Source organism: Streptomyces drozdowiczii, from assembly GCF_026167665.1.
In the GTDB taxonomy this organism is placed as follows: Bacteria; Actinomycetota; Actinomycetes; order Streptomycetales; family Streptomycetaceae; genus Streptomyces; species Streptomyces drozdowiczii_A.
Genome location: NZ_CP098740.1, coordinates 6409240 through 6424094, shown reverse-complemented (window position 1 = coordinate 6424094; position 14855 = coordinate 6409240). Strand labels below are relative to the sequence as shown.

General features: G+C 70.2%; 8 protein-coding genes and 2 pseudogenes. 3 read left to right on the top strand and 7 right to left on the bottom strand.

Going from position 1 to position 14855, the window contains the following annotated elements; translation table 11 throughout:
• Positions 1–5 precede the first annotated feature (5 nt).
• The 6 genes and pseudogenes from NEH16_RS29075 to NEH16_RS29050 form a co-directional block, all read right to left on the bottom strand.
• A complete protein-coding gene (locus NEH16_RS29075; RefSeq protein ID WP_265545935.1) occupies positions 6–1631 on the bottom strand; it encodes a glycoside hydrolase family 13 protein in 1626 nt (541 codons plus the stop codon).
• Positions 1632–1740: 109 nt separating this feature from the next.
• On the bottom strand, positions 1741–2700 hold the full coding sequence (locus NEH16_RS29070; protein ID WP_265545933.1) for a carbohydrate ABC transporter permease: 960 nt from the start codon (positions 2698–2700) through the stop codon (positions 1741–1743).
• Positions 2701–2716: 16 nt separating this feature from the next.
• On the bottom strand, positions 2717–3676 hold the full coding sequence (locus NEH16_RS29065) for a carbohydrate ABC transporter permease (protein WP_018102839.1): 960 nt from the start codon (positions 3674–3676) through the stop codon (positions 2717–2719).
• A 91-nt stretch (positions 3677–3767) separates the two neighbouring features.
• Complete coding sequence (locus tag NEH16_RS29060; protein ID WP_073969640.1) at positions 3768–5192, bottom strand: extracellular solute-binding protein; 1425 nt, start codon at positions 5190–5192, stop codon at positions 3768–3770.
• Positions 5193–5406: 214 nt separating this feature from the next.
• Positions 5407–9684, bottom strand: a complete 4278-nt coding sequence (locus tag NEH16_RS29055) for a discoidin domain-containing protein (RefSeq protein ID WP_265545931.1) — start codon at positions 9682–9684, stop codon at positions 5407–5409.
• Between the two features lie 329 nt (positions 9685–10013).
• Positions 10014–10874 (bottom strand): annotated as a pseudogene (locus NEH16_RS29050) (SDR family oxidoreductase).
• Between the two features lie 113 nt (positions 10875–10987).
• Between NEH16_RS29050 and NEH16_RS29045 the strand changes: the two are divergent.
• Complete coding sequence (locus NEH16_RS29045) at positions 10988–11716, top strand: TetR/AcrR family transcriptional regulator (protein WP_265545929.1); 729 nt, start codon at positions 10988–10990, stop codon at positions 11714–11716.
• Positions 11717–11749: 33 nt separating this feature from the next.
• On the opposite strand, the gene NEH16_RS29040 is transcribed toward NEH16_RS29045, so the two are convergent.
• Complete coding sequence (locus NEH16_RS29040; RefSeq protein WP_265545928.1) at positions 11750–12229, bottom strand: GNAT family N-acetyltransferase; 480 nt, start codon at positions 12227–12229, stop codon at positions 11750–11752.
• Positions 12230–12387: 158 nt separating this feature from the next.
• On the opposite strand from NEH16_RS29040, the gene NEH16_RS29035 reads away from it, so the two are divergent.
• A complete protein-coding gene (locus tag NEH16_RS29035) occupies positions 12388–13122 on the top strand; it encodes a 4'-phosphopantetheinyl transferase family protein (protein ID WP_265545927.1) in 735 nt (244 codons plus the stop codon).
• Positions 13123–13168: 46 nt separating this feature from the next.
• Positions 13169–14808, top strand: a pseudogene (gene pgm / locus NEH16_RS29030) (phosphoglucomutase (alpha-D-glucose-1,6-bisphosphate-dependent)).
• The last annotated feature ends 47 nt before the right edge of the window (positions 14809–14855 follow it).

The following is a 14855-nucleotide window of genomic DNA, read 5'->3' as shown; positions in this document are numbered from 1 at the left end:
GTCCGTCAGGCGCGCAGCCACACCGCCGTGTCCTGCGGGAGGCGGCCGGCCTCGTCCAGCGGTCCGCTGGTGAGCAGCACCGCGCTGTGCGGGGGCAGCTCCGCGGCTTCGGCGGCCAGGTTGACGACGCAGAGCAGTCCGTCGGTCCGGGCGAAGGCGAGCACCCCGGGCGGGGCGTCGAGCCAGGTCAGCCGCCGGATGCCGGGCTCTCCCCCGGTCCCGAAGCCCGCTTCGGAGCGCCGCAGCCGCAGGGCCTCGCGGTACAGGCTGAGCATGGAGTCCGGGTCGCCGTTCTGGATGTCGGCGGCGTAGCCGGACCAGCCGTCGGGCTGCGGGAGCCAGGTCTCCGTGGTGGCCCCGAATCCGGCGTACGGTTCGCCCGCCGCCCAGGGCATGGGCACCCGGCAGCCGTCCCGGCCCGGGTCGGTGCCGTTCTTGCGGAAGTGCATCGGGTCCTGGATGCGGTCGAGCGGGATGTCGGCCTCGGGCAGGCCCAGTTCCTCGCCCTGGTAGAGGTAGGCCGCGCCGGGCAGGGCCAGCGAGAGGAGGGCGGCGGCGCGGGCCCGGCGGGTGCCGAGGGCGAGGTCGGTGGGGGTGCCGAAGGTCTTGGCGGCGAAGTCGAACCCGGTCTCCTCGCGGCCGTAGCGGGTGACGGTACGGGTGACGTCGTGGTTGCAGAGGACCCAGGTGGCGGGGGCGCCGACCGAGGCGTGCTCGGAGAGCGTGTCGTCGATGGCGGTCCGCAGCTTCTCCGGGTCCCAGGGGCAGGCCAGGAAGTTGAAGTTGAAGGCGGTGTGCAGCTCGTCCGGGCGCAGGTAGCGGGCGAAGCGCTCGGTGTCGGGGAGCCAGACCTCGCCGACGAAGACCCCGTCGTACTCGTCGGCGATGGCGCGCCAGGAGCGGTAGATGTCGTGGAGTTCGTCCCGGTCGACAAAGGGGTGCGGGTCGCTGCCGAGGGTGAAGTCGGGGAGCGCGGGGTCCTTGGCGAGCAGGGCGGCGGAGTCGATGCGTACGCCGGCGACGCCGCGTTCGAACCAGAAGCGCAGGACGTCCTCGTGCTCGCGGCGGACGGCGGGGTGGGCCCAGTTGAGGTCGGGCTGCTGGGTGGCGAAGAGGTGGAGGTACCACTCGCCGTCGTCCAGCCTGGTCCAGGGGGTGCCGCCGAATTCGGAGACCCAGTCGTTGGGCGGGATCTCGCCGTTCGCGCCGCGGCCCTTGCGGAAGTGGAAGAGGTCGCGCTCGGGGCTGCCGGAGCCGGCTTCCAGGGCGGCGCGGAACCAGGGGTGCTGGTCCGACACATGGTTGGGCACGATGTCGACGATGGTGCGGATGCCCAGCTCGCGGGCCTCGGCGATCAGCTTCTCGGCCTCGGCGAGGGTGCCGAACGCGGGGTCGATCGTACGGTAGTCGGCCACGTCGTAACCGCCGTCGGCCAGCGGCGAGAGGTACCAGGGGGTGAACCAGAGGGCGTCCACGCCCAGTTCGACGAGGTAGGGCAGCCTGGCCCGTACCCCTGCCAGGTCGCCGGTGCCGTCGCCGTCGCCGTCGGCGAAGCTGCGTACGTAGATCTGGTAGATGGCGGCGTCGCGCCACCAGGGTGCGGTGGCCTCGGACGGACGGTTGGCTGCCACGGACGTTCCTTTCGGGCAGGTGGGACTCCGCCGCCGGCCCGGTAAGCGGGGCAGGATGGAAGAGCCGGCGGCGGAGTGCTGAGGGGAAGGCGGTTCCGGGGAGCGGGCGTCAGCCCTTGAGGCCGCCCGCGGTGAGACCGCTCATGATGTTGCGCTGGAAGAGCAGGAAGATCAGCAGCGTCGGGATCGACGCGATGGTGAGCGCGGCGATCAGGACGTTCTCGGGGACGCCGCTGGCCAGTGAGTAGATGCCCACGTTGAGGGTCTGCTTGTTCGGGTCGGGCAGCGTGAGCATCGGCCAGAGGAAGTCCTTCCACACGCCGACGACGGCGAAGATGGAGACGACCCCGAGGATCGGCCGGGAGATGGGCAGGATGATCGAGCGCAGGGTGCGCAGGGGTGAGGCGCCGTCCATGGCCGCGGCGTCGAGGAGTTCGCCCGGGATGGAGTCGAAGAACCGCTTCAGCAGGAAGATGTTGAAGGCGTTGGTGACCGACGGCAGCCAGATCGCCCAGGGCGAGTTGACCAGGTTGCGCTGGACCAGGGGCACGTCCAGGACCGTGAGGTACTGCGGGACGACGAGCACGGTGGCCGGGATCATCAGGGTGGCCAACATCATGCCGAGGATGACCTTGCCGAAGATCGGCCGCAGCTTGGACAGCGAGTAGGCGGCGGCGACGTCGAAGATCAGCTGGAAGGCGAGTGCCCCGAAGGCGTAGTACAGGGTGTTGAACAGCAGCTTGGACAGGTCCATGACCGTCCATGCCTGGCTGTAGTTCTCGGTGTGGAGGGAGCTGGGGAAGGCCGTGGGCGGGCTCTGCACCACTTCCTGGGTGGTCTTCAGGCCGCCGGTGACCATCCAGTAGAGCGGGCCGAGGAAGACCGCCGTGAACAGGACCATCACCAGGCCGAAGACGATCCAGTAGACGGCCTTGCCGCGCGGCCGGCCGAGCTGGGCCGGTGAGATCAGGGTGCGCTGGCGGGCCCGTTCGGCGCCGCCGTCGGACGTGCGGCGTGCGGACTTGCGTGGAGTGCTCCCGCGCCGGGAGACAAGCGTGTTCGATGCCATGGTCTTGGCTCCCGTCCTAGTCTTCGCTGCTGCGGCTCAGCCGTACGTACACCGCGGAGAATCCCGCGAGGACGACGAGCAGGACGAGGCCGAGTGCCGCCGCGCTGCCGTAGTTGTTGAAGTTGAAGGCGTACTGGTAGATGAGGTAGACGACGGTGGTGGTGGAGCCCTCGGGTCCGGCGCCGTTGGTGAGCAGGAAGGGCTCGGTGAAGACCTGCATCGTCGCGATGATCTGCATGAGCAGCAGGAGCGAGAGGATGAGGCGGGTCTGCGGGATGGTGACGTGCCAGATCTTCCGCAGCAGCCCGGCGCCGTCGAGCTCGGCGGCCTCGTACAGCTCGCCGGGGATGCCCTGGAGCGCGGCGAGGTAGATGAGGGTGGCGCCGCCCATGTTCATCCAGGTCGCCGCGATGACGACGGAGAGCATCGAGGTGCTGGTGTCCTGGAGCCACTGCTGTTCGGGCAGGTGGAAGATGCCCAGGATGCGGTTGAAGAGCCCGTAGCCGGGGTCGTAGAAGTACTTGAAGAGCAGGACCGAGGCGACCGGCGGCAGCATCACGGGGAGGTAGACGAGCAGCCGCAGGTAGCCCTGGCCGTGCCGGAACTCGTTGAGCACGACGGCGACGGCGAACGGGACGACGAAGCCGAGGAGCAGGGCGAGGACGGTGAACAGCAGGGTGTTGCGCCATGCCTGCCAGAAGGCCGGGTCGTTGAAGACGTACGTGAGGTTGGACCAGCCGGCCCAGGTGGTGGTGCCGTCCTCGTTCTTCTGGAAGGCCAGGATGAATTCCCGGACCATCGGATACCAGGAGAAGAGGGAGAAGCAGAGCACCGCTCCGATCAGGAAGCCGTGCGCTGAGATGTTGCGGCGCAGGGCGCGCAGGAACTCCTCGCGGGCGGAGTCCGGGCGGGCGGAGCTTCGGTGTCCTGGGCGAGGCCGGGTCGCCTTGCGGGGGGACAGGGTTGGGGCCGACATGGTGTCTCCTCGGTGCCGGTGTACGACGAGCGCGTAGCGGACGGGGTCCGGATGCGGGGCCGGGTCCGCGTGACCCGGCCCCGCGCGTCCGTTACTGGTTCGCCAGAACCTGGTTGACCTGCTGCTCGGCGGTGGAGAGCAGCTTGTCGATGTCGGCGTTCTTGTTGGTCAGGACGCCCGACATGGCGTTGTCGAGGATCTTGTAGATCTCCTGGGCCTTCGGGGGCTCGGCCTTGCCGGGGACGGGGTTGTCCATGAAGGCCTTGAAGTTCTCGACGGGCATCGTCGCGTTCTGGGCGCGTGCGGCGTCGTCCTTGGTCTTGCTCTCGCCGAGGAAGAAGTTCGGCTGCGGCAGTCCGACGGGGAGCTTGTCGGCCTTGGTGCGGGCCCAGTCGAACTGGCCCTTGCCGGGGGTTAGGTTCTTGAAGTTGAGCCAGGCGATGGCGGCCTTGATCTGGTCGGGCGAGCTGCCCTTCTTGATCAGGTAGTTGTTGCCGCCGAAGAGGGTGCCCTTGGCGCCGGGGATCGGGCCCAGGCCGAAGGTCTCGTACGAGGCGCCGAGCTGCTGCACCATGTAGGCGATGTCGTCGGGGGCGGCGAGGAACATGCCGAGCTTGTCGCTGGCGATCTGCTTCTGGAGGTCGCCCCACTTGAGCAGCTGGGTCTTGCCCATGCTGTCGTCCTCCCAGCGCATGTCGTGCAGCTGCTGGAGGACCTGCTTGCCGGTCTCGTTGTTGAAGGCGGCCTTCTTGCCGGAGGCGTCGACTATCTCCCCGCCGAGGCCGAACTGCGTGGCGGCGAAGTGCCAGCCGCCGTTGTTGCCGGCGCTGTACTCGCCGTAGCCGGAGATGCCCTTGCCGAGGCCCGCGATCTTCTTGGCGGCGGCGCGCACCTCGTCCCAGGTGGCGGGCGGGGTGTTCGGGTCGAGACCGGCCTGCTTGAACAGCTTCCGGTTGATCATCAGGCCCATGGTGTAGTTGCTGGTCGGCAGGCCGTAGAGCTTGCCGTCCTTGCGGGCCACGTCGACGACCTGCGGCTGGATGTCCTTCAGCGCGGGCACGGTCTTGTCGTTGACGTACGCGGAGATGTCCTCGGCGCCGTCGTTGTCCAGGACCTGCTGGAGGTCGCTGAAGTAGGCGTAGAAGACGTCGGGCTGCGACTTGCCCTTCAGCATGGCGGTGAAGCGGGGCGGCTCGTTGCACTGGCCCGGGGTGGACTTGCCGTTGATCGTGACGTTCGGGTACTTCTCGTTGAACGTCTTGATGTCCTCCTTCCACTCCCGCAGCTCCGCGGCCTTGGCGGCCGGCGGCATGCAGTCGATGGAGATCGTCACCTTGGTCTTCGGGTCCAGCGGAGCCGAGGGGTCGGACGAACCCTTGGACGAACTGCTCGAGTCGTCGTCCTTGCTGCTGCTCGTGCCGCAGGACGCGAGCGAGGTCAGCGCAAGTGCGGTGACAAGGGCAGCCGCGGAGGCACGGCTGATACGGCGTGTGCGGCGCAACCCAGCACTTCTCATCGATGGTCCCCTTCGGGCATGAGCGTGGATGGCCCTCGGCCGACTGACTGCCGGGGCGAGGCACACTCAACCAGCGTCGACATGTGAACGCAATATCTCGCGCAGTTTTCGTAAAAGTTTGACAGCCATCGGTACGCCGCATGCGGAATCCGGCGCGAGTGCAGCACGGGGCGCCGCCCGGCGGACCGGACGACGCCCCTGTGTGCGGTGGTTGCTACGGGTTGATGTTGATCTTCATGGTGGACGTCGTGTTCTTCACGTCCTGGGCGTTGTCGCTGAACCTGAGCCCGTTGAAGGTGACCTCACCGACGGCGGGTCCCTGGCCGGCCTCGGGCATCTCGTTGGCCCACAGCCCGAAGCCGGACTTGGCGTCGAAGGCGTCGCCGCTCTTGTGGGCGCCGGAGATCGAGATGTCGGTCAGGATGGTGTCCTTGATCGGGAACTGCGGCTGGCCTCCCACGTAGTTGGTCTGGAACATGATGCCGCTGTACGTCGGGTCGACGATGTCGACGTGGTTGATCCGGATGCCCTGGAAGACCTTGGAGGCGGAGAACAGCCAGATGCCGGGGAAGGTCTGGGTGCCCCAGAAATGGCCGCCGGAGCGGACCACGGAGACGTTCTCGACCGTCGTCGGGCCGGTCCCGAAGCCGTTCATCGGGTAGCCGAAGTCGAGCGAGCTGACCGTGATCCCCGAGTACACCAGGGTGTCCGCGATGCGGATGTTGCGGAAGGTGTTGTCGTAGCCGCCGTAGACGGCCACACCGGCCGCGCGCCAGGTCAGGAGCGAGGTGAGGTTCTCGTAGACGTTGTTCTTCATGTCCGCGCCGCCGGCGTCGATCGCCGAGAACAGCGCGAAGCTGTCGTCACCGGTGGCCCGCGACTCGTTGTTGACGACGTGGTTGTCGGTCGAGCCGTTGGTCATGTTGATGCCGTCGGCGAACGTGTCCCGGATACGGGAGTTCTTGATGGTGATGTTGTCGGTGTTGGCACCCCAGTAGAGGCACACCGTGTGCTCGTTCCAGATGTTGTCGATGACCATGTCCGACACGTTGGAGAAGTCGAACACCTTGCCCGGTCCGTCGATGCGCGAGGTGTAGTTCCCGAAGTACGCGAAGTTCGCGAACGTCGAGCCCTTGGCGCTCGCCTCGGCCCGGAAGCCGATGTCGGTGTTCTCCTGGGTCGAGGGCGCGTGGAACCTGGTGTACCAGGGCCCCGCACCGATCACCTTGACGGCCTTGCCGTACACCTGGAACTTGCTCGCGGTCTGGTAGTCGCCCGCGGGCAGGTAGACGCCCACCAGCTTGCCCGTGGTGTCCATGCGCACCTTGTCCAGGGCGTTCTGGACGTCCTGATGGGTGAAGCCGGCCGGAACGGCGTAGGCGGCCGGGTCCGGGTTGGCGATCTGGGCGGCCTGCTCCAGGCTGACGAAGTCGATCGCGTAGGTGCTGGTGTTCGCCGTGTCCTTCTGGAGCCGGATCTTGCTGCCCGCCGGGACGGTCCTGCCCAGCATCACGTTGGCCTCGTCGTAGATGTGCCGGGGTGAACCGGAGCCCGGGGAGTTGCCGGGGCCGGTCTCGGCGCCGTACAGCCAGGCGTACTTCGAGGTGAGGTCGATCGTCTTGAGGAAGGTGCCGTCCACGTAGACGTTGAGCGTGGAGTCGATGCCGCCGCCGCCCGCGGAGTCCGGGATGGAGTAGCGGGTCACCAGGGTGTTGGTGCTGGCCCGGGTGGTGAACTCGACGTAGTTTCCGGTGCTGTTCAGCGTGACCGCCTTGCGGCCCGACGCCTCGCCCGCGATGTCGCCGACGGTCCTGTTCGGCCCGACGACCTTGGCGCCGCCGCCGGTGACGCCGTCCTCCGCCTCGTAGGTGTCGTACGGCATGTTGGCGCCGCGCCCGACGAAGAAGGAGCTGCTGACGGTGTTGTTCTCGCGCTTGACCGGCAGTTCCTCGGCGTCGTCCGCGACGACCGTCTTCACGGTGTACGAGCCGTTGGCCGCCGTCCAGGAGCCCAGGTTCACCGGGGAGCTGGTGGCGCCCGCGGCGATCGAGCCGTTGTAGCTGCCGGTGAGGGTCTTCACCGTGGCGCCCTTGGAGTCGAGCAGGGTGACGGTGACGGCGTGACCGCCCGAGGCGGAGGCGACCGTGCCCTGGTTCCGGATGGCGACGGAGAAGGTGACGTTGTCGCCCTGGGCCGGTGCCGAGGGCGAGGTGGTGACCGCGGTGGGCACCAGGTCGGAGCTGGCGACCGGCTTCACGACCAGGCCGGAGGCGCTGGTGTAGGTGTTGTCGGTCTCGTTCTGCTCGATGATCTGGTTGTCCGGGTCGGCGACCGCGCTCAGCGTGTACGTGCCCGCGCCCCGCGCCCCGATGTTCGCGCTGACCTGCGCGGAGGCCCCGGCGGCGAGCGCACCCACGTTGGCGGTCGCGACCTTGGTGCCGCCGAGCCGGAATTCGAGCTTGCCGGCCGGGGCGGCGACGGCGCCGGTGTTGCGCACCGTCGCGGTGAGCGTGACCGGGTCCGACTCGACGGGTGCGGCCGGGCTCGCCGTCACTGCGCTGACCTGGAGGTTCGGGTTGGGTGCCGGGGCGCCCAGGACCTGGAACTCCGCGACCTGCCCGGCGGGCGCGCCGGTGTTGGAGGTGAACTTCAGCTGGACGTCGGCCACTCGGGCGTCGACCGGGATCGTCACCGTGTTGGCGCTGCCCGGGCTGAACGCGTAGTCCTTGGCGGCGACCAGGCTGGTGAAGGACGAGGCGCTCTGCTCCCGGCCGAGGACCTGGATGTTCTGGGTCCTGGCCCCCCAGCTGCTGTCCGGGTTGAGCTTCACGACGACGCTCTGGGTGTCCGCGTTGGCGCCCAGCTTCACCGTGAGGGTGTTGGGGTAGCTGCCGCCGGCGCCCTCCCAGTAGGTGGAGAGCTGATTGTCGTTGGCGTTCTCCGCGACGAAGGTGTGCACCACGGAGGAGGCGGTGATGGGCTTGCCGACGGCGAGGTTGGAGGCCGCGCCGGTGGAGCCGTTGCGGGTGACGGTGTTGCTGTCGCCCGAGACGTTGCCCGCCGCGTCCTTGGCCCGTACGACGTACGAGACGGTGGTGCCGGCGGGCTGGGTGTCGGTGTACGTGGTGACATCGCCGGCCACGGTCTTGCGCAGCACGTTGTTGGCGTAGATGTCGTACCCGGTGACGCCCTTGTTGTCGGTGGACGCCGTCCAGGTCAGCTTGATCTGTCCGGAGGCGGGCTCGGTGAAGCTCAGGTTCGCCGGTGCGGTGGGCGCCTGGGTGTCACCGGAGTCCCCCTTGCGGGTGACGGTGTTGCTGTTGCCCGAGACGTTGCCCGCGGCGTCCTTGGCCCGTACGTAGTACGAGACGGTGGAGCCGGCCGGGCGGGTGTCGGTGTACGTGGTGACGTCACCGGCGACGCTGGTGAGCAGGGTGTTGTCGGCGTAGATGTCGTAGCCGGTGACGGCGGTGTCGTCCGTCGAGGGCTTCCAGGTCAGCTTGATCTGCCCGGTGGCCGGTTCGGTGTACGCCAGCTGCGTCGGGGCGCTCGGTGCCTGGGTGTCGCCGGTCTCGGGGCCGTAGATCTCCAGCTCGGAGACCTGGGCGCCGGGCTGGACGCTGTTGGCGGTGACCAGGACGCGGACGTAGCGGGTGGTGGTGGCGTCGAAGGTGATCGTCGCCGTCTCGGAGCCGGGGCTGAAGGTGTACGCCTTGGCCTGGGTCAGGTCCGTGAAGTCGGAGCCGTTGGCGCTGCCCTGGATCTTCAGCGTCTGGCTGCGGGTCTCCCAGCCGTCGGGCAGCCGCAGCACCACGCGGTCGACGCGCACGGAGGAGCCCAGGTCGGCCTGGAGCCACTGCGGGAACTCGTTGTTGCGGCTCTCCCAGTAGCTGGCCCGGTTGCCGTCGTTGGCGTTGGCCGCGATGTACGTCTGGGTGTTGCTGCTGGCTGTGAGCGGGCGCCCGGCGGCGAGGTTCACCGAGGACTCGGCCGCCGCCCGGACCTCCAGTTCGGCGAGCTGGCCGTTGTCGGACGCGGTGTTCGCGGTGATGTCGGCCCGGACGAAGCGGGCCTGAGTGGCCGGGAAGCTGATCGTGACCTTGTTGGAGCTGCCCGGTGCGAAGGAGTAGGAGGCCGAGGTCTTCAGCGTGGTGAAGCTGGTGCCGTCGACGCTGCCCTGGAGGGAGAGCGTCTGGCGGCGGGCCGACCAGTCGGCGGGGAGCTTCAGCGTGACCTGGTCGATGCGGGTGACCTTGCCCAGGTCGCTCTGTACCCACTGGGGCAGGGACTTGCCCGACCCCTCCCAGTAGGTGGACTGCTGTCCGTCGGCGATGTTCCCGGCGGATGTGCCGCTGCTCGCGGCGGCGCGGTGGCCGGCGGCGATGTTCGGGCCGCCGGCGGCCGAGGCGTTCAGCGCCGGCCAGGCGACCATCATCAGGCTGGTGGAGACGGTCGCGGAAAGGATCCGCCATCTCCAGCGTCGCGTTCTCATCTGTCCCCGATCTGCTGCCTCGGCGCAGGGCGGCCGAGGCGCGGCTCAGTCTGCGACCCCGCCCGTACATGACTTTCTGCACGGGCGGGATGACCTTTTGCGTTTTGCGGTCAGAGAGTTGCAGAGAATTGACGTGGAGTCCACCACTCCGGCAGAAGTTCGCAGCCTTGCGGGCGCCGCCCGGGCACGCCAACTTGCCTGACAAGAAGGGCATTTGGCCACGGATCCCCTCAGGCGCCCGGAGCCGGTCGCTCCCGCAAGGAATTTGCGTAAATATGCAAGCCGATGAAAGGTGGCAGCTCGGACGGGGTGCCCGCACCGGGCCGGGGCTACTCGGACCAGCCGCGTTCCAGCAGCGTGCGGAAGGCGGCGGGTTCCCGTCCGATCAGTTCGGACAGGGTCGGGTCGACGGCGGCGAACTCCCCGTGCCGCGCCGCCTCGAAGATGCTCAGCAGCAGGTCGGCGACCGGGGCCGGGGCGCCGTGCGCGAGGACCTGCTCGCGGTAGGCGTCGCCGGGGACGACGGTGCGGGTGAAGGGCCGCCCGGTGACCTGGGCCGCCATTCCGGCTACGGCGTCGAAGTCGAGCGCCGCCGGACCGGTGAGCGGCGGGGTGGGCCCCTCGAAGCGGCCCTCCTCGGCCAGGACGACCGCGGTGGCCTCGGCGAGATCGTCGTGGCCGGTCCAGGCGACGGGGCCGTCGGCGGGGAGGGCGATGTCGCCGGTGTGGCGGGCGGCCTCCAGGAACTACAGGGCGCTGGCGGCGTAGAAGCCGTTGCGCAGCGAGGTCCAGGGCAGGCCGGTGGCGCGCAGCAGGTCCTCGGTCCGGGCGTGGTCGCGGCACGCCTCGAAGCGGGAGTCGTGGGCGGCGCCCATCTGGCTCGTGTAGAGGATGCGGCCGGCACCGGCCTTCACGGCGGCGTCGATCGCGGCGCGGTGGCCGTTGACACACCCCTCGCCCGTACGGTCCAGGGAGACGATCAGCACCTGTTCGGCACCCTCGAACGCGTGGACGAGCGAGGCGGGGTCGTCGAAGCTGCCCTGCCGGACGCGGACACCGCGGGCGGCGAGGTCCCCGGCCTTGCGGGGATCGCGGACACTGACGCCCACACGGTCGGCGGGGACGCGCTCCAGCAGGCGCTCGACGGTGCGGCGGCCGAGCTTTCCGGTGGCTCCGGTAACGATGATCACAGAGTTCTCCCAGCAGTGTTTCCAGTGGTACTTCCAGCGGCATTTCCAGTGGAATCATTTTCACGATAACACTGGAACTCACAGTGGAAGCAAACGCTCGATATCATCGATACATGCCTATCCGCGAGACACCCGCCGACCCTCGTCGGCGCATCATCGAGGCGGCCGTCGAGCTGCTGGAGAGCGGCGGCCCCGGCGCGGTCAGCACCCGCGCGGTCGCCGCCGCGGCCGGGATGCAGCCACCGGCCATCTACCGCCACTTCGGCGACAAGGACGGGCTGCTCGAAGCGGTCGCCGAGCACGGCTACGCGCAGTTCCTGGAGGGCAAGCGCGCTCGGCTCGACCCCGCGCCGGAGGATCCGGTGGAGGAGCTGCGCCGCGCCTGGGACGTGGTGGTGGAGTTCGGGATCTCGCGCCCGGAGCTCTTCGCCGTGATGAACCGGGCCACCGGCTCGGCGTCGGACGCGGCGCACCGCGCGGGCCTGGAGATCCTGCGCGGCCGGGTGCGCCGGCTGGCGGCCTCGGGGTGGCTGCGGGTCGACGAGGAGCTGGCCGCCCAGATCATCCGGGCCACCGGCCAGGGCGGGGTCACCACCTGGCACGCCACCCCCGTGGAACACCGCGATCCGGCGCTGCTGACCGTCCTGCGCGAGTCGATGATCGCCGCGGTCACCCGCGCCGAGCCGGTGGTCCCCGCCACGGAGTCGGGCCCCGCCCCGGCGGCCCGCGCGCTGCGCGCCGCCCTCCCCGACGCCACCGGCGTCCTGAGCGAAGCCGAGCAGCGCCTGCTGCACGAGTGGCTGACGCGCCTGGCGGGGGACGGCGGCAGGCCGCGGCACTGATCCTCGCCGGACAGGCCCGTAAGCCGGAGTGGTTCACTCGCCGGGCGCCCACCGGTACCGGACGTCCGGCTCCTTCTCCTCGTTGCGGCTGCCGTCGTCGTACGCGACCGCGGTGAACCCGTGGCGCTCGTAGAAGGACCGGGCCCCGGTGTTGCGCTGGAAGGTGTAGAGGGTGAGTCCTCCGGGGCTGGCCTCCTTGGCCGCCGCCAGCAGAAGCGAGCCGATGCCCCGGCGGCGCAGCCCGGGGTCGATGTAGAGGTGTTCCAGCTCGGAGCCGTCCAGCGAGAGGAAGCCGGCGATCCGCGGCTCCCCGCCCTCGCGGGTCTCCGCCACCCGCACATCGGTGCCGGGCAGCACCACATGGGTCAGCCAGGCGAGGGTGGCCTCGTCGCTGTGCACCCGCGCCAGATACGGCATGGCGGCGGCGCGGGAGGCGAGGAAGAGCCGGGTGAGGGGCCCGGCGTCGTCCGCCCGGGCCTCCCGGAGCACTGCGGGCCGGCTGTCCGACGGCATGGGTTCTCTCCTGTCCGAGGGGCCGCCGCCAGGAGCGCGGGGGCACACGGTGATCGAACATACGTCGGGCACGTTCCGGATCTCCATAGGATAAGAGCGCCCCTGCCCCACCGGTGCCCGCCCGAGGTGCCCGCCCCCGCCGAGGAAACGACGTAACGGTGTACCAGCCCCACGAGTTCACGCTGACCGAGGACGGCTACCAGGGGCCCGCGCCCTCCTGGGCCTCCGGCGCCCCGTCCCTGTGGCTGGTCGACACGGAAAGCGCGGCCGAGGCCGCCCGGGTGCTGGCGCCCGGCATCCTCGACGCCTCGGAGCTGGCCCGGATGGAGCGGCTGGCCTTCCCCGCGGACCGGGCCTGCTACACCTCCGCCCACCTGGCCCTGCGTCTGCTGCTCGGCGCCCTCCAGGGCGTCGCCCCGGAGGCCGTACGGCTGACGCGGGAGCGCTGCCCCTCCTGCGACGGCCCGCACGGCCGCCCCGCGACCGGCGGCGGCACGCACTTCTCGCTCTCCCACACCCGGGGCGTCGCGCTGCTGGCCTTCGCGGGCGTCCCGGTCGGGGTGGACGTGGAGCGCGTCCCCGGGGCGCGGGTGGTGCGGGAGATCGCCGCGCAGCTGCACCCGGCCGAGGCGGACGAGCTGGACGCGCTGCCGCAGGAGGAGCGGCCCGCCGCCTTCGCCCGGGTGTGGACGCGCAAGGAGGCGTACCTCAAGGGCGAGGGCACCGGCCTGGCGGGCGGCCTGCACCGCGAGCACGTCGGCACCGGCCCGCACCCGCTCGGCCCGCCGGGCTGGGCCGTCACCGATGTCTCGGTCCCCGCCGGGTACGCGGCGGCGGTGGCCGTGCGGGCGGCGGGGCGACCGCCCGCCGAGGACCATGACCGGCGAAAATAGCCGCACGGGCACATCGCACCGACCGACCGATACGGAGGAGTGGCAGATGCCGCACGCACGAGCCGGACAGCAGGCGCGCCCCGAGGACCTGACCGATGTGGCACGGCTGGTGACGGCGTACTACGCGCTGCACCCCGATCCGGCCGAGCCCGGCCAGCGGGTGGCGTTCGGCACCTCCGGGCACCGCGGTTCGTCCACGGCCACCGCGTTCAACGAAGACCACATCGCGGCGACGAGCCAGGCCATCAGCGAGTACCGGGCGCGGCAGGGCACCGACGGGCCGCTGTTCCTGGGGGCGGACACCCACGCCCTGTCGGAGCCGGCGAGGGTCACCGCCCTGGAGGTGTTCGCCGCCAACGACGTGCGGGTCCTCATCGACTCCGAGGACGGGTACACCCCGACGCCCGCGGTCTCGCACGCCATCCTCACGTACAACCGCGGCCGCACCACCGGCCTCGCGGACGGGGTCGTGGTCACCCCGTCGCACAACCCGCCGGGCGACGGCGGGTTCAAGTACAACCCGCCGAGCGGCGGTCCGGCCGGGTCGGACGCGACCGGCTGGATCCAGGACCGGGCCAACGAGATCATCACGGGCGGGCTCAAGGACGTCCGCCGGATGCCGTACACCCGGGCGCTCGGCGCCTCCACGACCGGCAGGTACGACTTCCTCGGCACCTATGTGGCGGATCTGCCGTCCGTCCTGGACCTGGACGCGGTGCGCGGGGCCGGGGTGCGGATCGGCGCCGACCCGCTGGGCGGCGCTTCGGTCGCGTACTGGGGGCGGATCGCCGAGCAGCACCGGCTGGACCTGACCGTGGTCAACCCGCTGACCGATCCCACCTGGCGGTTCATGACGCTGGACTGGGACGGGAAGATCCGGATGGACTGCTCGTCGCCGCACGCGATGGCGTCGCTGATCGCTCAGCGCGACCGCTACCAGATCGCCACCGGCAACGACGCCGACGCCGACCGGCACGGCATCGTCACCCCGGACGGCGGGCTGATGAACCCGAACCACTATCTGGCCGTGGCCATCGACTACCTGTACGCGCACCGGGAGAACTGGCCGTCCGGGGCGGGCGTCGGCAAGACCCTGGTGTCGTCCGGCATGATCGACCGGGTCGCCGCCGACCTCGGCCGGGAGCTGGTCGAGGTGCCGGTCGGCTTCAAGTGGTTCGTGGACGGGCTGTCCGACGGCTCGCTGGGCTTCGGCGGCGAGGAGTCGGCCGGGGCGTCGTTCCTGCGCCGGGACGGCTCGGTGTGGACGACCGACAAGGACGGCATCCTGCTCGCCCTGCTGGCCTCCGAGATCCAGGCGGTCACCGGCGAGTCCCCGTCCCAGCACTACGCCGCGCTGACCGCCCGCTTCGGTGAGCCCGCGTACGCGCGGATCGACGCCCCGGCGGACCGGGAGCAGAAGGCGGTCCTCGCGCGCCTCTCCCCGAGCAGGTCGGTGCGGACACGCTCGCGGGTGAGCCGGTGACCGCCGTGCTGACCACGGCACCGGGCAACGGAGCCGCGATCGGCGGGATCAAGGTGACCACGGAGAACGCCTGGTTCGCGGCCCGCCCCTCGGGCACCGAGGACGTCTACAAGGTGTACGCGGAGTCCTTCCGGGGTGCCGAGCACCTGGCCCAGGTGCAGGAGGAGGCCAAGACCGTGGTCTCGGCGGCGCTGGAGTCCTGACCCCGGCAGGGCGCCCGCCCTCCCGGCAGCGGTACCGGGAGGGCGGG